Consider the following 22930-nt stretch of genomic DNA (forward strand, 5'->3'; position numbering starts at 1 on the left):
GTCGATCTCAGCGCTGCTGGCGCTGCGTCAGGCCCTTGAGGAAGTTGCGCAGCAACTGGTCGCCGCAGGGTCGGTAGTTGTTGTGGCCGGGTTTGCGGAACAGCGCGCCCAGTTCTGTCTTGGTGACGATGAAGCTGACGCTGTCGAGGATCGCGAGGATATCGTCGTCGCGCAGTTCGAAGGCCACGCGCAGTTTCTTCAGGGTGATGTTGTTGGTCAGCGGCAGTTCCACCGGCGGCAGCGGGCGCGATTCGTCGCGGCCACGGCGATGCACGATCAGGCCGTCGAGGAAGTGCGCCAGCACGCGGTCGCTGCAGGGCTTGAACTCCGGCTCGTCGTCGCGGGCGAGGAAGGCGCCGACATCCTCGGTGCTGAGGTTGAAGCCGGCCAGCGCGGTGATCTCGGCGACCTGCGCATCGCGGATGTCCAGCAGGTAGCGCAGGCTGCGCAGTACGTCGTTGTTGGTCATGGGCTTTCCAATAGCAGAAATGAAAAGCCCCGCATCAGCGGGGCTTTTGCGGATCAGACCAGTTCGGCCCAGAGGTCGTACTCGTCGGCGTCGGTGATGCGCACGCGCACCTTGTCGCCCGGCTTCACATCGAAGCTGTCGATGTACACGGCGCCGTCGATTTCCGGGGCGTCGGCGAAGGAGCGGCCGACCGCGCCTTCGTCATCCACTTCGTCGATCAGCACGTCGATTTCCTTGCCGATCTTCAGCTGCAGGCGTGCGGCGGAAATGGCCTGCTGGTGTGCCATGAAGCGCTCCCAACGGTCCTGCTTGACGTCATCGGGGACGACTTCCAGGCCCAGGTCGTTGGCCGGGGCGCCTTCCACCGGGGAGTACTGGAAGCAGCCGACGCGGTCGAGCTGGGCTTCGGTCAGCCAGTCGAGCAGGTACTGGAAGTCGTCCTCGGTCTCGCCGGGGAAGCCGACGATGAAGGTGGAGCGGATGGTCAGCTCGGGGCAGATCTCGCGCCACTTCTTGATACGCGCCAGGGTCTTGTCCTCGAAGGCGGGGCGCTTCATGGACTTGAGCACTTTCGGGCTGGCGTGCTGGAAGGGGATGTCCAGGTAGGGCAGCAGCTTGCCCTCGGCCATCAGCGGGATCACGTCGTCGACGTTGGGGTACGGATAGACGTAGTGCAGGCGCACCCACACACCCATCGAGGAGAGCGCCTGGCACAGCTCCAGCATGCGGGTCTTCACCGGCTGGCCGTCCCAGAAGTCCATCTTGTACTTCAGGTCCACGCCGTAGGCGCTGGTGTCCTGGGAGATCACCAGCAGTTCCTTCACACCGGCTTTCACCAGGCGCTGGGCTTCGCTGAGCACGTCGCCCACCGGGCGGCTGACCAGCTTGCCGCGCATCGACGGGATGATGCAGAAGCTGCAGCTGTGGTTGCAGCCTTCGGAAATCTTCAGGTAGGCGTAGTGGCGCGGGGTCAGCTTGATGCCCTGTGGTGGCACCAGGTCGATCAGCGGGTTGTGTTCGGCCTTGGGCGGAATCACCTCGTGGACGGCATTGACCACCTGCTCGTACTGCTGCGGGCCGGTCACGGCCAGCACGCTGGGGTGCACGTCACGAATGCTGTCTTCAGCCACGCCCATGCAACCGGTGACGATCACCTTGCCGTTCTCGGCGATGGCTTCGCCGATGGCGTCCAGGGATTCGGCCTTGGCGCTGTCGATGAAGCCGCAGGTGTTCACCACCACCACGTCCGCGTCCTGGTAGGTGGGGACGATTTCGTACCCTTCCATGCGCAGTTGGGTGAGGATGCGTTCGGAGTCGACAGTCGCTTTCGGGCATCCGAGCGAGACGAATCCTACTTTGGGTGTGGCGGTGGACATGTGCGGCTAACCTCGAAGGGCGCGCTGGCGGCGCCTCTGATCAAAAAGTGCGCAATTCTAGCGGCGTCCCGCGCACTTGACCAGCCTCTCTGGGACAAGCTGTCGCACGCCGCCGGACAACCCCTTGCGCCCGGTAATTCCGGGCAACAGGCTCTATAGTCAATCAGAACCTTCGAACCCGGCTCTTGCATCGACGAATGGGTCGGAGCAGGATGCGCCGAATTTTTTTGAGGAATTTTGTTACATGTCCGATGCAAGCGCCGGCACCGTTGAGCATGAACAGCCCCACTCGAGCTCCGCGATCGGCCTGATGGTCGGTGCCGTGGGCGTGTGCTATGGCGATATCGGTACCAGCCCGCTGTACACCCTGAAGGAAGTCTTCGTGGGCGGTTATGGTGTGCAGGCCAACCACGACGGCGTGCTGGGCGTGCTGTCGCTGATCTTCTGGTCGCTGATCTGGGTGGTGTCGATCAAGTACGTGATCTTCGTCCTACGCGCCGACAACCAGGGGGAGGGCGGGGTAATGGCGCTGTCGGCTCTGGCCCGTCGCGCCGCTACCGGGCGCCACAAGTTGCAGGCGATGGTGGTGATCGCCGGGCTGATCGGCGCGGCGCTGTTCTATGGCGACAGCATGATCACTCCGGCGATTTCGGTGCTTTCCGCGATCGAGGGCCTGGAAATCGCCTTCGACGGGCTGGAGCACTGGGTCGTGCCGCTTTCGCTGATCGTGCTGGTCGGCCTGTTCCTCATCCAGAAGCACGGTACCGCGCGCATCGGCATCCTCTTCGGCCCGGTGATGGTGGCCTGGTTCCTTGCGCTGGCGGCGCTGGGTATCTATGGCGTGGCGCAGCAACCGGAAGTGCTGAAGGCAATGAGTCCGGGTTGGGCGCTCAACTTCTTCATTTCGCATCCGGGCATCGGCGTGGCGATCCTCGGCGCCACCGTGCTGGCGCTGACCGGCGCCGAGGCGTTGTACGCTGACATGGGCCACTTCGGCCGCAAGCCCATCGCCCGTGCCTGGTTCGCCCTGGTGCTGCCGGCGTTGGTGCTCAACTATTTCGGCCAGGGCGCGACCATCCTGGTCAACGCCGAAGCCGCGCGTAACCCCTTCTACCTGACGGCGCCAAGCTGGGCGCTGGTGCCCCTGGTGGCGCTGTCCACCGCGGCCACGGTGATTGCGTCGCAGGCCGTGATCTCCGGCGCCTTCTCCCTGACCCGTCAGGCCATCCAGCTCGGCTACGTGCCGCGCATGGTGATCCAGCACACCTCCAGCCACGAGCAGGGGCAGATCTACATCGGCATGGTGAACTGGGCACTGATGGTCGGCGTGGTGCTGCTGGTGCTGGGCTTCGAGTCCTCCGCCGCGCTGGCCTCGGCGTACGGCGTCGCGGTGACCGGCACCATGCTGATGACCACGCTGCTGATGGGCGTGGTGATCTGGCTGATGTGGAAGTGGCCGCTGTGGCTGGCGATTCCGTTCTTCCTGATGATGCTGCTCGTCGACACCTTGTTCTTCGCCGCGAACCTGCCCAAGGTCGTCCAGGGTGGTGCCTTCCCGGTGGTCGCCGGTATCGGCCTGTTCATCCTGATGACCACCTGGAAGCGCGGCCGCCAACTGCTGGTGGACCGTCTCGACGAAGGCTCGCTGCCGCTGCCGTTGTTCATCTCCAGCATCCGCTCGCAGCCGCCGCACCGCGTGCAGGGCACTGCGGTGTTCCTCACCGCGCGCACCGACGCCGTGCCTCACGCGCTGTTGCACAACCTCCTGCACAACCAGGTGCTGCACGAGCAGGTCGTCCTGCTCACCGTGGTCAACGAAGACAGCCCGCGGGTTGCCCCGGACCGTCGCTTCGAGGTGGACGCCTACGGCGAGGGCTTCTTCCGCGTGGTGCTGCACTTCGGCTTCATCGAGGACCCGGACATCCCGCAGGCGCTCAAGCTGTGCCACCTCAACGAGCTGGACTTCAGCCCGATGCGCACCACCTACTTCCTCAGCCGCGAGACGGTGATCCCGTCCAAGCTGATCGGCATGGCGCGCTGGCGCGAGGCACTGTTCGCCTTCCTGCTGAAGAACGCCAACGGCAACCTGCGTTACTTCAACCTGCCGCTGAACCGAGTGATCGAACTGGGGACGCAGGTGGAAATCTGAGTGCACGCCGCCCATGAAAAACGCGCCGATTGGCGCGTTTTTCCTGTTGGCCGGGGCAGCGAGCGGGATCAGCGCGTCAGCGCTTCCTCCGGTGATTCATGGCGGCGGTAGGGGAACACATCGATCACCTTCCCTGCGCGAATCTGCTCCTGTAATCCCTTCCAGTAGTCGGCATCGAACAGGTTGCCGTGCAGCTTGGCGAATTGCCGGCGCAGCTTCAGGTCGACGAACAGGAAACGCGGGAACTCCTCGGGGAACACGTCCATCGGCCCCACCGAGTACCAGGGCTCGGAGGACAGCTCGTCTTCCTCGTAGCGCGCCGGCGGGATGTGGCGGAAGTGCACCTCGGTCAGGTAGCTGATCTCGTCGTAGTCGTAGAACACCACACGGCCGTGGCGGGTGACGCCGAAGTTCTTCAGCAGCATGTCGCCGGGGAAGATATTCGCCGCCGCCAGTTGCTTGATCGCCAGCCCGTAGTCGTACAGCGCCTCGTGCACCTGGGCCTCGGTGGCCTGTTCCAGGTACAGGTTCAGCGGGGTCATGCGGCGCTCCGTCCAGCAATGGCGGATCAGCACCACATCGCCTTCCAGCACCACGGTGGAGGGCGCCACGTCCAGCAGCTCGGCCAGGCAGTCGGGTTCGAACTTGCTCACCGGGAAGCGGAAGTCGGCGAACTGCTGGGTGTCGGCCAGGCGGCCGACGCGGTCGTGGTTCTTCACCAACTGGTACTTCTGGATCACCGTGGCGTGGTCCACGGTCTTGGCCGGGTTGAAGTTGTCCTTGATGATCTTGAACACCGTGTTGAAGCCCGGCAGCGTGAACACGCTCATCACCATGCCGCGCACACCGGGGGCCATGACGAAGCGGTCGTCGGTGGCCGCCAGGTGGTTGATCAGCGCGCGGTAGAACTCGCTCTTGCCCTGCTTGTAGAAGCCGATGGAGGTGTACAGCTCGGCGATGTGCTTGCCCGGCAGCAGGCGCTTGAGAAAGGCGACCATTTCTGCCGGCACCGGCGCGTCGACCATGAAGTAGGAGCGGGTGAAGGAGAAGATGATCGAGACCTCGGCCTCGTCGGTGATCACCGTGTCGAACTGGATGCCGCGCCCTTCGTGGTGCACCAGCGGGAACACCAGCGGCCATTGCTCTTCGGGAGTGAACAGGCGGCCCACCAGGTAGGCGCCCTTGTTGCGGTAGAACACCGAACCGATCAGCTCGATGGTCAGGGTCGGGTCCTTGCACACCCAGTCCGGCAGGTTGGCGTGCAGCAGGTGATCCATACGCTCCAGGTCGCGCTCGCGGTCGTCGTAGTCCACGGCGAACCGGTAGTCGTCGAAGATGCGCTCCAGCGCCTGGCGCAGCTTGCCGCCGGGGCGGTAGAGGCGCGTGTGCGGATCACGGGAGTGGGCACGCAGCGCGGGCCGGGTGGTGTGGACGAACATCGTGCCGTCGCTGATGTTGTCGTGGCTGAACAGGCCGCAGAAGATCGAGTTGAACCAGGTTTCCGCCAGCTCGTCGTCCAGCCGCGGGTCGATCAGGGTGATGTAGGCGCTCTTGGCGATGGGCCAGCGCTCCACGTCCACCAGGTCGATGCCGGCCATGGCGCGGGTCAGGCGCTCGACGGTCTCGGCGACTTTTTCCTCGTACAGGTTGATGCGCTCGGCCGAGGCCTGCTGCGCTTCCTGCCAATGTGCCTGTTCGAAGCGCGCCGGCGCGCCGGCGGTGATCCGGTGGAACTGCGCGCGGTAGTCGTCGAAGCCTTCGAGGATCAGGGTCGCGATCTCGGTCGCCGGCCAGTGCTGAGCCATGGGAGCGCCTCTGCAGAGTTCTTGTGCAGCGAGCTTAGCCATGGGGGCGGAGGAGGGGAAGGGAGATTTCCTACCGCCGGCCGTGCGCTGACTTGCCGTATGCTGAACGACCCATTCCCCCAGGCAAGGAGCCGACAAGCGATGGATGACTTTCACATCGAACGCTGCACGGAGCAGCATATCAGTGGCCTGTGTACCCTCTACAACGATCCTGCCGTGGCCCGCCAGGTGCTGCAGATGCCGTACCAGGCGCCGGACCTGTGGCGCAAGCGGCTGGTGCTGGATGACGAGCGCCGGGTAACGCTGATAGCGATGCACCAGGATCAGGTGATCGGCAGCGCGAGCATCGAACAGTTCCCGCGCGTGCGGCGCAGCCATTGCGGCAGCATCGGCATGGGCGTCGCGGTTGCCTGGCAGGGCCGCGGCGTCGGCACGCGGCTGCTGGCCGAGTTGCTGGAGGTTGCGGACAACTGGATGGCCCTGCGCCGCGTCGAGCTGACTGTCTACACCGATAACGCTCCGGCCATCGCGCTGTACCGCAAGTTCGGTTTCGAAGTGGAGGGGCAATTGCGCGAGTACGCCATTCGCGACGGCATCTACGCCGACGTGCTGAGCATGGCGCGCCTTCGGGGCAGTTGACCGTGGACTTTGAAAGTCAGCTGTGGATGGATGTGATTTTCCACCGGCGTAGTCTGGTGGCTTACCTGCCCTGGAGCTGCCTTGATGAATCCCGCCGCCCTGCTGAACCTGCTCGCCCTGGCCGCCATCTGGGGTGCCAGCTTTCTGTTCATGCGCCAGTTGGTGCCGGCCATCGGGGTGATGCCGACGGCCTTCTTCCGCGTCTTTCTGTCCGCCGTCGGGTTGGTGGTGATCCTGCTGGCGATGCGCACGCGCTGGGACTTTCGCGGCAAGCTCGGGCGCATCCTGCTCATCGGCGTGATCAGCTCGGGCATCCCGGTACTGATGTACAGCCTGGCGGCGCAGTTCCTGCCGGCCGGCTACTCGGCGATCTTCAACGCCACTACGCCGCTGATGGGGGTGCTGATCGGCTCGCTGCTCTTCGGCGAGGCGCTGACTGGCGCCAAGTCGCTGGGTGTGCTGCTGGGGTTGGCAGGCGTAGCGGTGCTGACCCGTGCCGGCCCGGCTCCCTTCGATGCCGGCTTGCTCTGGGGCGCTGCCGCCTGCCTGGTGGCGACCACCTGCTACGGCTTCGCCGGCTTCATCACCAAGCGCTGGATCAACGACCAGGGCGGGCTGGATTTCGGCGTTTCTGCCCTTGGCAGCCAGACCGGCGCGACGCTGTGCCTGCTGCCGTTCTTCCTCGGCACCAGCCTGGACATGCCGCTGGCGCCGCTGCTGGAACCGAAAGTCCTGCTGGCCCTGGCCGGGTTGGGTTTTCTCTGCACGTCCTTCGCCTATGTCCTGTACTTCCGCCTGCTGGCCAGCATCGGTCCGCTGAAGACCATGACAGTGACTTTCCTGATTCCGCCCTTCGGCGTGTTCTGGGGCGTGCTGCTGCTGGACGAGTCGCTGTCCTGGGCGCACCTGCAGGGTGGCGTGCTGATCGCCGCGGCGCTGTGGCTGGTGCTGCGGCCGGCGCCGGTGGCGAAGGTGGAAGCGGCGCGGTGAGGGCTACGGATATTCCCCTGATGGTTTGTGCTGGCGGGTTTCCCTCTCCCCAGCCCTCTCCCTGAAGGGAGAGGGTCAGGGAGAGGGAGCAGGCTCCACGGTGGACTACCCGTTATCCACCGCTTGTGCGTTTCCAGCGCCCCGCGCCGGAGCCGTCTTGCGAAACACCAGCATCAACCCCACCACGATCAGCCCCATGCCCAGTAGGCCGAGGGCGGACAGGCGATTGCCGAACACCGCGTAATCCATCAGCGCCGTCACCGCCGGCACCAGATAGAACAGGCTGGTGACGTTGACCAGATTTCCCGCCGCGATCATCCGGTACAGCAGCACGGTGGCCAGCACCGAGACCATCAGCCCCATCCACAGCGCGCTGAGGATGAATGCGGCATTCCATTCCACGTGCAGCGGCTGGAAGGGCGCGACGGCAACGCAGAGCATCAGTCCGGCGATGTACTGCAAGGGCAGGGTGCCCAGCGGGTTCTCGCGGATGTTCTTCTGCAGGATCGAGCCGCCGGTGATCGACAGCAGCGCCAGCAGGCAGCAGGCCAGACCGGCAAACGTAAGCCCCGAGAGCCCGATGCTCTGGTAAACCACCATCACCAGCCCGACCAACCCCAGCGCCAGGCCGCCCAGGCGCAGCGCCGAGTGTCGACGTTCGAGCAGGAAGCTGGTCAGCATCGGCTGCACACCCAGCACCGTGGCGATGACGCCGGGGGTGACGTGCAGGTCCAGCGCCATCAGGTAGAAGATCGGGTAGATGCCCAGCATCACCAGGCCGGTGAGCACGGCGTGGCGCACTTGCTTGCGCTCGCGCGGCCAGCGCAGGCCGATCAGCGGGGAAATGGCCAGCAGCGCCACCAGTGCGGTGCCGAAGCGAGCGATCAGAAACACCATCGGCGAGGCATGGGCCAGGCCCCACTTGCTGACGATGGCGGCGCTGCTCCACAGCAGCACGAACAGGGAAGTACTGGCCAGGGTGGCCAGGGACGAACGGTTGAACGAAATCATGCAATGCACCTGTCGTCAGGCAGATCACGACCGGCCTGCGTAGGGCCGGACACATACCGGGGCCGCGTCAGTGAGGCGCGGAAAACCAGGCGATGGAAAACGCGGGTGGCGTCAGAAGCTCACGCCGGGTGGCGGGTAGGCCGCACCGGGTGGCGGAGGCGACGCGACAGCGACGACAGGAGGGGGCGGAGGGCAGGCCGCGCCCGCACCCGCGCCGCATGCCGGGGAGGCTGCAGCGATGATTGCCGGATCGGGCAACGGGTATCGGGACATGGAAGGCGAACCTGTTCAGTGGTGCAGCAACGGCGCTGCGTGGGCTGACTATAGCGGGCGTTGCGCGAGTAGGCGAGCCCTGTGCGAGTCGCGCGGCAATCTGCGATTCCTGCGACGAAAAACGACAACGCGCGGTCGGAGCCGCGCGTTGTGAGGCAAGGGTGACGCTTACTTGCCGGTCTTGATGGTGTTCCAGGTGCGGGTACGTACGCGGTCGATCTTCATCGGCATGGATTCGAGGGCGAACAGCTTGGCCATCTTGTCCTGCGGCGGGTAGATCGCCGGATCGGCCTTGATCGCCTTGTCCACCAGCGGGTCGGCAGCCAGGTTGCCGTTGGCGTAGTGCACGTAGTTGCTCACGCCGGCCATCACTTCGGGGCGCAGCAGGTAGTTCATGAAGGCGTAGGCGGCTTTCTCATCCGGCGCGTCGTTCGGCATGGCGACCATGTCGAACCACAGCGGCGAGCCTTCCTTCGGGGTGGAGTACTGGATTTCCACGCCGTTCTTGGCTTCCTTGGCACGGGTGGCGGCCTGCAGAATGTCGCCGGAGAAGCCGACGGCCACGCAGATTTCGCCGTTGGCCAGGTCGCTGACGTACTTGGAGGAGTGGAAGTAGCGGATGTACGGACGCACCTTGAGCAGCGCTTCCTCGGCCTTCTTGTAGTCATCCAGCTTCTGGCTGTGATGCGGCAGGCCCAGGTAGTTCAGGGTGATCGGCAGCAGTTCCGGACCGTTATCCAGCACCGCTACGCCGCACTTGGCCAGCTTTTCCATGTATTCGGGCTTGAAGAAGATGTCCCAGGAATCGATCGGCGCGTTGTCGCCCAGCACTTCCTTGATCTTCGCCGGGTTGTAGCCGATGCCGGTAGTGCCCCACAGGTAGGGGAAGCCGTGCTCGTTGCCCGGGTCGTTCACTTCCAGCGCCTTCATCAGCACCGGGTTGAGGTTCTTCCAGTTCGGCAGCTGGCTCTTGTCCAGCTTCTTCAGCGCGCCGGCCTGGATCTGCTTGGCCATGAAGTGGTTCGACGGCACCACGATGTCGTAACCGGATTTGCCGGTCATCAGCTTGCCATCGAGGGTTTCGTTGCTGTCGTAGACGTCGTAAGTCGCCTGGATGCCGGTTTCCTTGGTGAAGGTCGGCACGGTGTCCGGAGCGATGTAGTCGGACCAGTTGTAGATCTTGACGCTGTCGGCCTGGGCGGCGCCGGCGGAGACAGCGAGGGAGAGTGCAAGGGTGGAGAGCAACGGGGCGGAAATTTTCATTCTTGTGTTCCTGACAACGGTGCGGAAAGCCCGGGCCATCCGCGAAAGATGGGCGACGCTTCGTCGCGGGCTGGGCAAGAATTAACCATTTTGCCGGAACATGGCGAGAGGCCATGGCTGCCTGCGGGTCCGCAGACAGCGCATGTGGCCCGAGCCGTACCGAGTTGGCACGGCAGGTAGGAGACCGCCCCGCAGAGGGGCGGAATAGAGCTTACTGGACCAGTTCCTGGTCCTCGAACAGACCGTCGAACAGCATACTGGAGAGGTAGCGTTCGCCGGAGTCCGGCAGCACCACGACAATGGTCTTGCCCTGCATGTTCGGTTCTTCGGCCAGCTTCACCGCGGCGGCCATTGCGGCACCGCTGGAGATGCCGCAGAGGATGCCTTCTTCCTGCATCAGGCGCAGGGCCATGTTCTTGGCGTCTTCGTCGGCGATGGTGGCAACGCGGTCGACCAGGGACAGGTCGAGGTTCTTCGGCACGAAACCGGCACCGATGCCCTGGATCTTGTGCGGGCTGGGCTTGACCTCTTCGCCGGCCAGGGTCTGGCTGATCACCGGCGAGCCGACAGGCTCCACGGCCACCGAGAGGATCGGCTTGCCCCTGGTGTTCTTGATGTAGCGCGACACGCCGGTGAGGGTGCCGCCGGTGCCGACGCCGGCCACCAGCACGTCCACCGCGCCGTCGGTGTCGTTCCAGATTTCCGGGCCGGTGGTCTTCTCGTGGATCGCCGGGTTCGCCGGGTTGTCGAACTGCGCCGGCATGAAGTACTTCGCCGGGTCGCTGGCGAGGATTTCCTCGGCCTTGGCGATGGCGCCCTTCATGCCCTTGGCCGGCTCGGTCAGCACCAGCTCGGCGCCCAGGGCCTTGAGCACCTTGCGGCGCTCCAGGCTCATCGAGGCGGGCATGGTGAGGATCATCTTGTAGCCGCGGGCGGCGGCGACGAAGGCCAGGCCGATGCCGGTGTTGCCGGAGGTCGGCTCGACGATGGTCATGCCCGGCTTCAGGCGGCCGCTGGATTCGGCGTCCCAGATCATGTTGGCGCCGATCCGGCACTTCACCGAGTAACCGGGGTTGCGGCCTTCGATCTTGGCCAGGATGGTGACGCCGCGCGGGGCGATGCGGTTGATCTGGACCAGCGGCGTATTGCCGATGGACTGCGCGTTGTCGGCGTAGATGCGGCTCATGATGCGTTCCTTAGGTTGGAGCGGTGCAGACCCAGCAGCCTATGCCCGGCGGGCGTTCGCGTCCAGTCGAGGCGCCCAGCTCAGTCGGGCTGCGCGTCGCTGAAGATGGCCTCGATGGGCAGGCTGAAAACCCGGGCTATACGAAAGGCCAGCGGCAGGCTGGGGTCGAACTTGCCACTCTCGATGGCGATCACGCTCTGCCGCGAAACCCCCAGTTGCGTGGCGAGGTCCTGCTGGCTCCAGCCGTGCTCGGCGCGCAGTTCCTTGAGGCGATTGTGCATGGCTGCTCCTCAGCTCATTCAGACGAAGCGGCGGCGCAGCAGTACCACGGCGACGCCGTAGGCGGCCCAGAACAGCGGGAAGGCGAGGATCACCGGGAAGCGCGGCCAGGCGGCGTATTGTTCGAGGAAGCCCCAGGCGCTGAACAGCCCGACCACCACGCCGCCGGCCAGCATCGCCGCGCGGGACAGGAGGAAACGCAGGAATTCGTCCGGCTCGCTGCGCAGGTAGCGGTCGAACACGTAGAGCATCGCCAGCAGCGGCAACGCCGGAGAGGCGGCGGCCAGGACGCGCAGGGCATAAGGCAGCTGCTGCAGGTCCAGCCCCCAGCTGATCAGCGCCACCAGGGCGGAGTAGATGAACATGAGGGCGGCACAGGACAGGGTATAGCGGCGCAGAGCGGGATTCATCGCGGTCTCCTTGTGATGTAAAGTTAACTTAACATCGAGAATTCTGCGATGTAAAGTAAGCTTGTCATTAACGAGTCAATCGCGATCAGTCGCCCCCTGACCCGCCATTCAATGACTGAATGCCGCGTCTGCGTTCACACTCGCCTTGGGTGCGCGGTATAGTCGCAGCTTGTCCGACCACTCGCCCGGCCCGGCAGAACGCCCGGCCCGCTATCGTTCGAGGATTCACCGATGAAGTTCGAAGGCACCCAGTCCTACGTCGCCACCGACGACCTCAAGCTGGCGGTCAACGCCGCCATCACCCTGCAGCGCCCGCTGCTGGTGAAAGGCGAGCCGGGTACCGGCAAGACCATGCTCGCCGAGCAGCTGGCGGAGTCCTTCGGCGCCAAGCTGATCACCTGGCATATCAAGTCCACTACCAAAGCCCACCAGGGCCTCTACGAGTACGACGCGGTCAGCCGCCTGCGTGACTCGCAGCTGGGCGTGGACAAGGTCCACGACGTGCGCAACTACATCAAGAAGGGCAAGCTCTGGGAGGCCTTCGAGGCCGAAGAGCGCGTGATCCTGCTGATCGACGAGATCGACAAGGCCGACATCGAGTTCCCCAACGACCTGTTGCAGGAACTCGACAAGATGGAGTTCTTCGTTTACGAAACCAACGAAACCATCAAGGCCAAGCAGCGCCCGATCATCATCATCACCTCCAACAACGAGAAGGAACTGCCGGACGCCTTCCTGCGCCGCTGCTTCTTCCACTACATCGCCTTCCCCGACCGCGAGACCCTGCAGAAGATCGTCGACGTGCACTACCCGAAGATCAGCGGCACGCTGGTCAGCGAGGCGCTGGACATCTTCTTCGACGTGCGCAAGGTGCCGGGCCTGAAGAAGAAGCCCTCCACCTCCGAACTGGTGGACTGGCTGAAGCTGCTGATGGCCGACAACATCGGCGAAGCCGTGCTGCGCGAACGCGACCCCACCAAGGCCATCCCGCCGCTGGCTGGCGCCCTGGTGAAGAACGAGCAGGACGTTCAATTGCTTGAGCGTCTTGCCTTCATGAGCCGCCGCGCGAGTCGCTGAGGCTCTTACTCCCTCTCTCTTCAGGGAGAGGGCCGGGGAGAGGGAAATGGCCCCGTGCCGTGCTTGCCCTCTCCCTAACCCTGGCTACGCGCCCCGCTCCGAAGGGAGAGGGGACCGTTACTTGCGATTTCCGAGGGCATCTCCATGCTGCTCAACCTGTTCAACGAAATGCGCGCGGCCAAGGTGCCGGTGTCGGTGCGAGAGCTGCTCGACCTGATCGATGCGCTCAAGCACCGCGTCGTGTTCGCCGACATGGACGAGTTCTACTACCTCGCCCGCACCATCATGGTGAAGGACGAGCGCCATTTCGATAAGTTCGACCGGGCCTTCGGCGCCTACTTCAAGGGCCTGGAAAAGCTCGACGACCACCTCAAGGCGCTGATCCCCGAAGAGTGGCTGCGCAAGGAATTCGAGCGCCTGCTGACCGACGAGGAGCGTGCGCAGATCCAGTCCCTGGGTGGCCTGGACAAGCTCATCGAGGAATTCAAGAAGCGCCTCGAGGAGCAGAAGGAACGCCACGCCGGCGGCAACAAGTGGATCGGCACCGGCGGCACCAGCCCGTTCGGCTCCGGTGGCTTCAACCCCGAAGGCATCCGCGTCGGCGACGCCGGCAAGCGCCAGGGCAAGGCCGCCAAGGTCTGGGACCAGCGCGAGTACAAGAACCTCGACGACCAGGTCGAGTTGGGCACGCGCAACATCAAGATCGCCCTGCGCCGCCTGCGCAAGTTCGCCCGCGAGGGCGCGGCGGAAGAGCTGGATATCGACGGCACCATCGACCACACCGCCAAGGACGCCGGCCTGCTCAACATCCAGATGCGCCCGGAGCGCCGCAACACCGTGAAGCTCCTGCTGCTGCTGGATATCGGCGGTTCGATGGACGCCCACGTGAAGGTCTGCGAGGAACTGTTCTCGGCCTGCAAGACCGAGTTCAAGCACCTCGAATACTTCTACTTCCACAACTTCATCTACGAGTCGGTGTGGAAAAACAACCTGCGCCGCTCCAGCGAACGCACCGCCACCTTCGACCTGCTGCACAAGTACGGACCGGACTACAAGGTGGTGTTCGTCGGCGACGCCGCCATGGCGCCCTACGAGATCACCCAGGCCGGCGGCAGCGTCGAGCACTGGAACGAGGAAGCCGGCTACGTCTGGATGCAGCGCTTCATGGAGAAGTACAAGAAACTCATCTGGATCAACCCCTACCCCAAGGACACCTGGAACTACACCGCCTCCACCGGCCTCGTGCGCGAGCTGGTGAAGGAGCAGATGTTCCCGCTGACCCTGAGCGGCCTGGAAGAGGGCATGCGCTTTCTCTCCCGTGGTTGAGCCCCGGAACGGTGCGCACGCACCGTTCCGATGTCCGCAAAGGTAACCCTGCCGCGGAGTCTCGAAACTTCCACATCGCGCCCTAGGCCCCGTAAGATGGGGATCGATCCGGCCACGCTGGGTGGCCGGCACGCAACTTGCCTGCTCCTGACCTGTCCCCGTGCTGGTAACACAGGCGGGGCGCCGTAGCGTCTACGATGGGCATCGAATGAATCCTCTGACCTTCTCCCGCTCCACCTGGCTCAACTCCCTGCACATGACGTCGCTGACCGTCGCGCTGATGGAGTCCGAGGGGCACAGCCGCGAGTCCATCCTCGAGGGCAGTGGCATCACCGGCGACGACCTGCTCGACCTGCGTCGGCTGGTCAGCCCCTGGCAGGAACAGCAGGTCTTCAGCAATGTGCAGAATCTCGCCGGCGAGCCCGCACTCGGCCTGCGCCTGGGCGTGCGCACGCGGATCACTGCCTATGGCCTGCTCGGCTATGCGCTGATCTCTGCGCCGACCCTGGGCGAGGCGCTGCGCATCGGCCTGAGTTACCCGGTGTTGCTGGGCACCTACTTCCACCTGGCGCTGGAAGTGGATGGCGACATGGCCTGGCTGGTCGCCACCGGCTATGGCGAGGAAGAAGCGATGCGTCCGTTCAACACCGAGTTGTGCCTGGGCTCGCTGAAAGTGGCCTGCGCCGACCTGCTCGGCCAGCCGTTGCCACTGGTGCGCGCAGAGTTCGACTACGAAGGTCCGGTCGATCGCCGCGCGGCCTACGCCACGTTGTTTGGCTGCCAGTTGGGTTTCAACTGCTCGCGCAGCGCCATCGGTTTCCCTGCCAGTTGGCTGGACATGCGCCTGCCTCTGGCGGATGCCGTGACGCACCGTGAGATGCTGGAGCAGTGCCGACGCCAGAACATCGACCTGGCAGCCCGCCGCGCCTGGCTGGACAAGGTCCGCGCAATACTCGGCGAACGCCTGCAGGAGCCGCCGGGCCTGGAAGAACTGGCGCGCCGCCTCAACTGCTCCTCGCGCAGCCTGCGCCGCCACCTGCAGCAACAGCAGACCAGCTACCAGCAATTGCTCGACGAATTACGCTTCGCCCGTGCCAAGGAACTGCTGCAGGACGGCGACATGCCGATCTACCGCATCGCCGAGGAGCTGGGCTTCAGCGAGACGGCCAGCCTGCGCCACGCCTTCCAGCGCTGGAGCGGACAGCCGCCCAGTCACTTCCGTGCATAAACGCCGCGCGTGAAATTTCCCTCGGGCTTGTCGTGGATCAAGGAGCCCTTGGATGTCCTGGGCATAGCCTTGAAGAATCCCACAAGGAAACCTCCGAGGGCCTGACCATGGCCAAGAAATTCCCGCTCAACCCGCCGCACCCCGAGCGCATCTGCTGGGGCTGCGACCGTTATTGCCCGGCCACCAACCTGGCCTGTGGCAACGGTGCGGACCGCACCATGCACCCGGCCGAGATGCTCGGCGATGACTGGTATCAATTCGGTGACTGGGGTATCGAGGCGCCGAAAACGATTTCTGCCGTGCAACTGGAGCCTTCCAGCTAGCGCACACCCGCGCCGTTGCGGCGCCGGCCATGAAAAAGCGCGCACTCCCTCCCCGGAATGCGCGCTTTTTCGTCATCAGCCCTTGGCGGGGGTGATGCCGTAGATCTTCTGGAAGCGGGCGATCAGGCCGACCGGCTTCTTCTCTTCCTTCTGCATCAGGTAGACCACGCGCTCGCCGTTGGGGCCGCTGGCGATTTCGGTGTGGCGGAAGATCGGTTCGCCCAGGCCGTTCATGTCGACCATGTCGCCGTAGCGCTGCGCTACATAGATCACGCCTTCCTGGCGGATTTCGCCGTAGAAGCCGGCGGCCGGCGGCAGGCTCTGCTTGTAGAACTGGTAGGAGGCGATCTTCTTCGCGTCCTTGTCCTTGTCCTCGGCGCGGACGACCAGGACGACGTTCTGGCCGAACTTGTCCTTCTCGCCTACTTCCTTGGTGTGGGTGGTCTTGCCGGTGACGATGTAGTCGCGGTAGACGGCGGCGTCATCGAACAGGTACAGGGTCTCGTCGGTACGCACCAGGTACCAGTCGTCGTTGTTGGGCGTGGCTTCCTTGCTGGCTACCGGAGCCTGGGCGGCGCAGCCAGCGAGGGCGGCGACGAGCAGAGCGAGGGATGCAGCTTTGTTGGCTTTGTTGTTGAACATCTCGGGGGCTTCCTGGGGTTGAAAGCCTGCGAGTTTCAATGGGCCATATAACGGATTGATGACGGGCAAATGACGAATTGTTTCGAAGCTGCAGCGCCCGCTTCACGGGCGCTGCAGGCAATCTCCCGGCGACTCAGGGGCGCGCTTCGAGGATCAGGTTGAACGGTGTTTCGGCCGCCCGGCGGAAGCGGCTGAAACCGGCCTCCTCGAACACTTTGCGCAGGCGCGCTTCGCCTGCCTGGGCGCCGAGCCCCAGGCCGACTTCCTGGGATAGCGAGTTGGGCGTGCAGATAAAGGTGGACGCGGCGTAGAACAGCCGGCCGACCGGGTTCTGGTTGTCGTCCAGGTGATCATTGGCAAAGGGCTCGACCAGCAGCACGGTGCCATCCGCCTTGAGTGCCTGGCGTGCGTGCTGCGCGGCGCCCACCGGGTCGCCCATGTCGTGCAGGCAATCGAAGAAGCAGATCAGGTCGTAGTCGGTGCCGGGGTAATCCTTGGCACTGGCACGCTGGAAGCTGGCGCGATCGGCGACCTCGGCCTGATCCGCGCGCTGGTTGGCCACTTCTATCGAAGGCTGGTGGTAGTCGAAGCCGACGAAATAGGAGGCCGGGAAGGATTGCGCCATGACGATGGTGGAGGCGCCGTGGCCGCAACCGACATCGGCGACCCGCGCGCCATGCTGGAGCTTGTCGACCACATCGTCCAGGGCCGGCAGCCATTCGGCCACCAGGTGCGCGCGGTAGCCAGGGCGGAAAAATTTCTCGGTGCCGGAGAACATGCAGGGGTGGTGATCGCCCCAGGCCAGGGCGCCGTCGCCGCGCATGGCGGCGACCAGCTTGTCCTTGTCGTGGTAGAGCGCGGCGACCACGGAAGCGCCGCCGGCGACGTAGACGGGAGAGTCCTCGATGGCCAGGGCCATCGCCTGCTCTTCGGGCAGGCGGAAGTTGCCGTCCTGGTGCTCCATGTAGCCGGAGGCGGCATGGGCGCTCAGCCATTCGCGCAGCAGGCGGGCATTGCAGCCGCTGCGCTCGGCCAGTTGCGCCGGGCTCAGCCATTGGCCATCGGCCATGGCTTTGTAGAGCCCCAGTTCTTCACCCAGGATGATGTTGGCGAGCATCGCCGCGCCACCCATGTCGGTGACCAGCTTGCCCATGAAATCGTTGAGTCTGGCTTCGTCCATCGCGCGAACTCCCATGCGAAGCCGCGGGCAATCCCAGCGGCAACGGAGAAAGGAAGGCGGCAAGCGGCAAGGCCGGGTGCCGCGCCGGGCGCCGGCCATCGACGGGCACGGGACGCTGCGGGCGCAACGGCAACTCCCGCGCGGGACTGTTGCGCGAAGGCCGGTAGCGCGGCAGCCCTACCGGCGTGACTTTCTCATTCTACGGCGGTGGGTTCGCTGCGGTGGCGTCGCCGACTTGCGGTGCTGTCGCTTCGCCAGAGCGTGGCTCGCGCGCCATTTGCGGCCGCTGCAGGATCAGGTTCTGCGCCACGGTCAGGTTGATTCCGGCCTCGCGCAGCCCACTGAAGATGGTGAACAGCAGGTCGCTCTTGGTGCTGTACACCGCCCGCGGGCTGCTGACGTTGCCCGAGGCGGCCAAGGTCAGGCCAGTGGCGCTGAGGTCCTTGAAGGTCACCGAGGGCGCCGGCGTCTCGACGATGTTCTCGTGCTCGGTGTAGGCCTTGAGCATCAGCTCGCGGACCTTCTGCACATCGGTATCCAAGGGCAGGGTCAGGTTGATGCCGACCACGCCCAGGGCGCTGCCCATGGTCACGTTGCGCACGTTCTGCGAGATGAACTGCGAGTTGGGGACGATGACGGTGGACTGGTCGGACATCTGGATTTCCGTGGCGCGCACGTTGATGCGGCGGATATCGCCCTCCACGCCGCCGGTCAGGCTGACCCAGTCGCCCACCTTCACCGGGCGCTCGGTGAGCAGGATCAGGCCGGAGATGAAGTTCTGCACGATGGCCTGCAGGCCGAAGCCGATACCCACCGACAGGGCGCTGACCACCCAGGTCAGGCTGGTGAGGTTGATGCGCAGCGCCGAGAGCACCAGCAGCACCAGGATGACCATGCCGATGTAGCCCACCAGGGTCACCAGCGAGGCGCGCATGCCCACGTCCATGCTGGTTTCCGGCAGCAGTTCCTCGGCCAGCCAGCGCTTGAGCAGGCGCAGGCCGAACAGCCCGGCGGCCAGCGTGCCCAGGGCGAGCAGGATGTCCTGCGGGACGATGTTCAGGCGGCCCAGGGACTGGCCGCTTTCCACCAGCCGCACCAGGCCCTGGAGCAGCTCGCCGGGGCTGGTGCCGGTGGTGGAGAAGGCGATCAGTATCGTCGACAACACCAGCAGCGTGCGCCCGGCGCCGGTCAGCAGGGTGGCGAACTGCGCCTGGTGGCGCGGGTCGACGCCAAGGTTTTCGGCCAGCCGCGCGCCGATCTTCTGCCTGGGTGACAGCAGCGCTTCGCAGAGGTCGACGAACAGGGTCGTGAGCAGGTAGCCGGTGGCGCAGACCACGCTGGCCCAGAGCAATTTGCCGGCGAGGAAATAGGCCAGCGACAGGTAGCCGGTGACCAGTGCGAGGACGATCAGCAGCACGGTGATCATCATTGCCAGCGCGATGATCCCGGCCAACGCGGAGGTCTCGTGCCCTTCGGCTTCGCGGCGGGCCCGGCGGTAGCGGTACAGGGCAATCGAGAAGAGCAGCGCGGTTGCCAGGGCGGTGATGCCGTTCACCGCGACAGTCAATGCCAGGCTGGCACCGCTGGCGCTGTTCAGCCGCTCCTGGGTGCCGAGCACCAGCAGCAGCCAGGCCATCAGCCAGGGGAAGGGGGAGAGCGCGTCGGCCACCGGGTCGGGCAGGTCGGGCAGGCGCCAGGACGGTCGCTGCACGGCGAGCAGGGCGCGCCCCAGGCCGGCGGTGAAAGTGCAGAAGATCACCAGTGTCAGCAGTTGGTCGCCCAGGTTGGCCATACTGCCGTTGAGCTGCTCGTGCCAGTCCAGGCCTTCGCGAATCAGCGCGGCGCCGCCGCCCAGGGTGAGGATGGTGGCCAGGCTGACCGCCACGGCGAGCGCGCTGCGGCGCAGGCGGCCCACCGGAATCCAGCGGATCATCGCCTTGGTCAGCAGCTGCTCCAGCAGGCGCCGGCCGGGGATCCACAGCAGCGCGCCAGCGATCAGGCAGGCGATGAAGGGCCAGCGGTGTTCCGGTTGCCAGGTCAGGGCGAAGGCGTCGCCGATCTGTCCGCGAATCGCTTGCAGTCGGGACAGGTCATCATCGGTGGGGCGGATCAGGCTGGACCAGAAGCGCGGGCTCAGCGGTGGCGGGTAGCGCGTGGCGATCTGCGAGTTGAACTGGCTGCGGCGCAGGTTGACGATCTGTGCGGCCAGGTCCTGGGCATTCTTGTCCAGTTGGTTGGCGCGATCCTGCTGCTTCTGCTGCTGCTTCTGATCGGCCAGCAGATCGTTGCGCTGATTGGTGAGGCTGGACGCTTCGTTGGGCGTCATCGGGCCGAGGACCTTGAGCTGGTCTTCGGTGCGCGCCAGTTGCGTGGTGATGTCCGCTGCGCTCTGTTCGGCACGGGCCTGGACGCCCAGCGCCGCCTGGCGCAGGTTGGAGAGCAGGCCGTCGTCGCTGTCGGCGGATACCCGCTGGCGGATCAGTTCGAGACGGTCGCTGAGCTGGTCGAGGCTGGCGTCGTCCGGCAGCTCCGGCAGCTCGATGGTGTCGCCGGCCTGGACGTCGGTCGGCTCGTCGGCCAGCGCGGCGCCTGCTCCGGCCAGCGACAAGGTGAGCATCAGCAGCACGCGGCTGCAGGCATGCATGAAGGTTTCCCGCATCTTCCCCCATCCTGTGGTCAAAACGCATGTGGGTGTTCGACCGGTCAGTGGCCGGCACAATTCCCTGGAGCATAGCGTCGTAGTGGCCGGTCCTTGTCCGGCTGGTCCGCATAATCAGTGTATGCAGATGGTTAAGGGTCATAAATTCTGGCCACATTGATCCCCTTTTGGCCGCTTCCGCTGTTTTGTGCGGCGCGGTCGCTGGGCAGAATTCCCCCACGGACAACAAGAATCCTTCAGAGGGTACTCCCATGCTTACCGTGTACAGCGATGATCACCGCCTGCATTTCGGCCAGTCCGAACTGGTCGACGGCAAACTCCAGCCCTGCTTCGAAATGCCCAGCCGCGCGGACACCGTGCTGGCCCGCGTGAAATCGCAGAACCTGGGCGAGATCATCGAGCCCAAGGACTTCGGCCTGGAGCCGATCCTGCGTGCGCACAACACCCGCTACGTCGAATTCCTCAAGGGCGCCTGGGCGCGCTGGGCGGCCGAAGGCCACACCGGCGACCTGGTTTCCACCACCTTCCCGGGGCGCCGCCTGCTGCGTGACGGTCCGATCCCGACTGCGCTGATGGGCGAAGTGGGACACTACAGCTTCGACACCGAGGCGCCGATCACTGCCGGCACCTGGCAGGCCGTGTACAGCTCGGCCCAGGTCGCGCTGACCGCCCAGGACCACATGCGCCAGGGTGCCAGCACCGCTTTCGCCCTGTGCCGTCCGCCGGGCCACCACGCCGGCAGCGACTTCATGGGCGGCTACTGCTTCCTGAACAACGCCGCCATCGTCAGCCAGGCCTTCCTCGACCAGGGTGCCAAGCGCGTGGCCATCCTCGACGTCGACTATCACCACGGCAACGGCACCCAGGACATCTTCTACCGCCGCAACGATGTGCTGTTCGCCTCGATCCACGGCGACCCGCTGGTGGAGTACCCGTACTTCCTCGGCCACGCCAACGAGCACGGCGAGGGCGCCGGCGAAGGCTACAACCACAACTACCCGCTGCCGCACGGCACCGGCTGGGATGGCTGGTTCGCCGCGCTGGACGATGCGTGCCGCAAGATCGCCGACTACGCGCCGGACGCGGTCGTTGTATCGCTGGGCGTGGATACGTATAAGGACGACCCGATTTCCGAGTTCAAGCTGGACAGCCCGGACTACCTGAAGATGGGCGAGCGCATCGCCGCACTGGGTATCCCGACCCTGTTCATCATGGAAGGGGGCTACGCGGTCGAGGCCATCGGCGTCAACGCGGTGAACGTGCTGCAGGGCTACGAAGGCGCTGCACGCTAAGTAGAAAAGATCGGGCGGATGAATATCCGCCCGATTGCTTTTTATGGCTCGCGGCCCGCTGTTTGTAGTGGTCAGAGTGCGAGCGCATCCAACTGGGGAAGGACATGAACAAGAATACCGCGCTGCGCGGCCTGCTCGCCGCCGCCGCCCTCGTCACCGCCGGTGCCGCCAGCGCCGCGCCGGAAGTGCGCATCTACAACTGGTTCGACTACATCGGCCCGGACACCCTCAAGGGCTTCCAGAGCGAGACCGGCATCAAACCGCAATACGACGTCTACGACAGCAACGAAGTACTGGAAGCCAAGCTGCTGTCCGGCCACTCGGGCTATGACGTGGTCGTACCCAGCGACAGCTTCCTGCCCAACTACCTCAAGGCCGGCGTGTTCCAGCCGTTGGACAAGAGCAAGCTGCCGAACTGGAAGAATCTCAATCCCGCCCTGCTCAAGGTGCTGGAGAGCAAGGACCCGGGCAACCAGTACGTGATGCCCTACATGTGGGGCACCAACGGCATCGCCTACAACGTCGACAAGGTCAAGGCCGTGCTCGGCGACAACGCGCCGGTGGACTCCTGGGACCTGGTGTTCAAGCCGGAGAACCTGGCCAAGCTGAAATCCTGCGGCGTGGCCTTCCTCGATTCGCCCACCGAAGTCATTCCGCAGGTCCTGCATTACCTGGGCCTGTCGCCGAACAGCCACAACCCGGACGACTACAAGAAGGCCGAGGCGCTGCTGGCGCAACTGCGTCCGCACATCACCTACTTCAGCTCTTCGAAGTTCGTCACCGACCTCGCCAACGGCGATGTCTGCGTAGCCCTGGCCTGGTCCGGCGGCGCGATGCAGGCGGCCAATCGCGCCAAGGAAGCCAATAACGGCATCCACATCGAGTACCGCATTCCCAAGGAAGGCGCGGCGGCGTGGTTTGACGTGCTGGCGATTCCGAAGGACTCGAAGAACGTCGAGCAGGCCCACGCCTTCCTCAACTACCTGCTGCGCCCGGAAGTGGTCGCGCCGATCTCCGACTATGTCGCCTACGCCAACCCCAACCAGGCGGCGGATGGGCTGATCTCCAAGGAGCTGCACGACAACCCCAACGTCTACCCGCCGGCGGACGTGCAGGCCAAGCTGTTCTCGGTGGAGATGCTGCCGCCCAAGCTGGAGCGTATCCGCACCCGCACCTGGACCCAGGTGAAATCCGGCAAATAATGTCGCCCACGGCGCTCTGAACAGCGGATTTCCGTTGGCGGCCGGGCGCCGCGAACTGGCATGATCGGCGGACCTTCTTCGAGGAGGTCCGCCGATTTTCATTGGGCTTCCCGTCCCTCCTCAACTGCCGAGCCTTGCCATGACCTGCCGG

Annotated in this window: 20 protein-coding genes; 9 read left to right on the forward strand and 11 right to left on the reverse strand. The window is 64.9% G+C overall.

Annotated features, from left to right (window positions below; genetic code table 11):
• Window positions 1–7 precede the first annotated feature (7 nt).
• Both PNI01S_RS20270 and rimO read right to left on the reverse strand, forming a co-directional pair.
• On the reverse strand, window positions 8–469 hold the full coding sequence (locus tag PNI01S_RS20270) for a YehS family protein (RefSeq protein WP_024765281.1): 462 nt from the start codon (window positions 467–469) through the stop codon (window positions 8–10).
• Between the two features lie 53 nt (window positions 470–522).
• Window positions 523–1845, reverse strand: coding sequence for a 30S ribosomal protein S12 methylthiotransferase RimO (rimO, locus tag PNI01S_RS20275; RefSeq protein WP_084358889.1), 1323 nt, complete (start codon window positions 1843–1845; stop codon window positions 523–525).
• Between the two features lie 244 nt (window positions 1846–2089).
• On the opposite strand from rimO, the gene PNI01S_RS20280 reads away from it, so the two are divergent.
• The gene (locus PNI01S_RS20280; protein WP_024765279.1) at window positions 2090–3994 is read left to right on the forward strand and encodes a potassium transporter Kup; all 1905 of its coding nucleotides are present in this window, start codon (window positions 2090–2092) and stop codon (window positions 3992–3994) included.
• Window positions 3995–4062: 68 nt separating this feature from the next.
• Here PNI01S_RS20280 and aceK read toward each other — a convergent pair whose 3' ends face one another.
• Window positions 4063–5799, reverse strand: coding sequence for a bifunctional isocitrate dehydrogenase kinase/phosphatase (gene aceK, locus PNI01S_RS20285; RefSeq protein ID WP_024765278.1), 1737 nt, complete (start codon window positions 5797–5799; stop codon window positions 4063–4065).
• Window positions 5800–5940: 141 nt separating this feature from the next.
• On the opposite strand from aceK, the gene PNI01S_RS20290 reads away from it, so the two are divergent.
• Together PNI01S_RS20290 and PNI01S_RS20295 are read left to right on the forward strand one after the other, a co-directional pair.
• Complete coding sequence (locus tag PNI01S_RS20290; protein WP_037017057.1) at window positions 5941–6438, forward strand: GNAT family N-acetyltransferase; 498 nt, start codon at window positions 5941–5943, stop codon at window positions 6436–6438.
• A gap of 84 nt (window positions 6439–6522) precedes the next feature.
• Entirely contained in the window at window positions 6523–7428 is a 906-nt protein-coding gene (locus PNI01S_RS20295) for a DMT family transporter (protein WP_038803402.1), read from the forward strand.
• 105 nt (window positions 7429–7533) lie between these two features.
• Here PNI01S_RS20295 and PNI01S_RS20300 read toward each other — a convergent pair whose 3' ends face one another.
• The 5 genes from PNI01S_RS20300 to PNI01S_RS20320 all read right to left on the reverse strand — a co-directional run bounded on the left by PNI01S_RS20300 (window position 7534) and on the right by PNI01S_RS20320 (window position 11850).
• Entirely contained in the window at window positions 7534–8439 is a 906-nt protein-coding gene (locus PNI01S_RS20300) for a DMT family transporter (RefSeq protein WP_084358890.1), read from the reverse strand.
• A 441-nt stretch (window positions 8440–8880) separates the two neighbouring features.
• The gene (locus PNI01S_RS20305; RefSeq protein ID WP_024765275.1) at window positions 8881–9975 is read right to left on the reverse strand and encodes a polyamine ABC transporter substrate-binding protein; all 1095 of its coding nucleotides are present in this window, start codon (window positions 9973–9975) and stop codon (window positions 8881–8883) included.
• 211 nt (window positions 9976–10186) lie between these two features.
• Window positions 10187–11161, reverse strand: coding sequence for a cysteine synthase A (gene cysK, locus PNI01S_RS20310; protein ID WP_037009637.1), 975 nt, complete (start codon window positions 11159–11161; stop codon window positions 10187–10189).
• Window positions 11162–11241: 80 nt separating this feature from the next.
• On the reverse strand, window positions 11242–11442 hold the full coding sequence (locus PNI01S_RS20315; RefSeq protein WP_024765273.1) for a helix-turn-helix transcriptional regulator: 201 nt from the start codon (window positions 11440–11442) through the stop codon (window positions 11242–11244).
• An 18-nt stretch (window positions 11443–11460) separates the two neighbouring features.
• Window positions 11461–11850, reverse strand: a complete 390-nt coding sequence (locus PNI01S_RS20320; RefSeq protein WP_084358891.1) for a hypothetical protein — start codon at window positions 11848–11850, stop codon at window positions 11461–11463.
• Window positions 11851–12081: 231 nt separating this feature from the next.
• On the opposite strand from PNI01S_RS20320, the gene PNI01S_RS20325 reads away from it, so the two are divergent.
• The 4 genes from PNI01S_RS20325 to PNI01S_RS20340 all read left to right on the forward strand — a co-directional run bounded on the left by PNI01S_RS20325 (window position 12082) and on the right by PNI01S_RS20340 (window position 15804).
• On the forward strand, window positions 12082–12927 hold the full coding sequence (locus PNI01S_RS20325; RefSeq protein ID WP_015476360.1) for an AAA family ATPase: 846 nt from the start codon (window positions 12082–12084) through the stop codon (window positions 12925–12927).
• Between the two features lie 144 nt (window positions 12928–13071).
• Entirely contained in the window at window positions 13072–14253 is a 1182-nt protein-coding gene (locus PNI01S_RS20330) for a vWA domain-containing protein (RefSeq protein WP_015476361.1), read from the forward strand.
• 208 nt (window positions 14254–14461) lie between these two features.
• Complete coding sequence (locus tag PNI01S_RS20335; RefSeq protein WP_024765271.1) at window positions 14462–15481, forward strand: AraC family transcriptional regulator; 1020 nt, start codon at window positions 14462–14464, stop codon at window positions 15479–15481.
• Between the two features lie 107 nt (window positions 15482–15588).
• The gene (locus PNI01S_RS20340) at window positions 15589–15804 is read left to right on the forward strand and encodes a DUF3079 domain-containing protein (RefSeq protein ID WP_024765270.1); all 216 of its coding nucleotides are present in this window, start codon (window positions 15589–15591) and stop codon (window positions 15802–15804) included.
• A 75-nt stretch (window positions 15805–15879) separates the two neighbouring features.
• On the opposite strand, the gene PNI01S_RS20345 is transcribed toward PNI01S_RS20340, so the two are convergent.
• From PNI01S_RS20345 to PNI01S_RS20355, 3 genes are all read right to left on the reverse strand, one after another.
• The gene (locus PNI01S_RS20345; RefSeq protein ID WP_084358892.1) at window positions 15880–16446 is read right to left on the reverse strand and encodes a hypothetical protein; all 567 of its coding nucleotides are present in this window, start codon (window positions 16444–16446) and stop codon (window positions 15880–15882) included.
• Window positions 16447–16579: 133 nt separating this feature from the next.
• On the reverse strand, window positions 16580–17626 hold the full coding sequence (locus PNI01S_RS20350) for a class I SAM-dependent methyltransferase (RefSeq protein WP_084358893.1): 1047 nt from the start codon (window positions 17624–17626) through the stop codon (window positions 16580–16582).
• Window positions 17627–17825: 199 nt separating this feature from the next.
• Window positions 17826–20285 carry a DUF3772 domain-containing protein gene (locus tag PNI01S_RS20355; protein ID WP_084358894.1) on the reverse strand — a complete coding sequence of 820 codons (2460 nt, stop codon included), beginning with the start codon at window positions 20283–20285 and terminating at the stop codon, window positions 17826–17828.
• 251 nt (window positions 20286–20536) lie between these two features.
• Between PNI01S_RS20355 and PNI01S_RS20360 the strand changes: the two genes are divergently transcribed.
• Window positions 20537–21577: a histone deacetylase family protein gene (locus PNI01S_RS20360; RefSeq protein WP_024765266.1), complete on the forward strand. Its 1041-nt coding sequence runs from the start codon at window positions 20537–20539 to the stop codon at window positions 21575–21577.
• Between the two features lie 104 nt (window positions 21578–21681).
• On the forward strand, window positions 21682–22779 hold the full coding sequence (locus PNI01S_RS20365; protein ID WP_038803404.1) for an extracellular solute-binding protein: 1098 nt from the start codon (window positions 21682–21684) through the stop codon (window positions 22777–22779).
• Window positions 22780–22930: the final 151 nt, after the last annotated feature.

It is taken from the genome of Pseudomonas nitroreducens NBRC 12694, from assembly GCF_002091755.1.
GTDB classification, from domain to species: domain Bacteria; phylum Pseudomonadota; class Gammaproteobacteria; order Pseudomonadales; family Pseudomonadaceae; genus Pseudomonas; species Pseudomonas nitroreducens.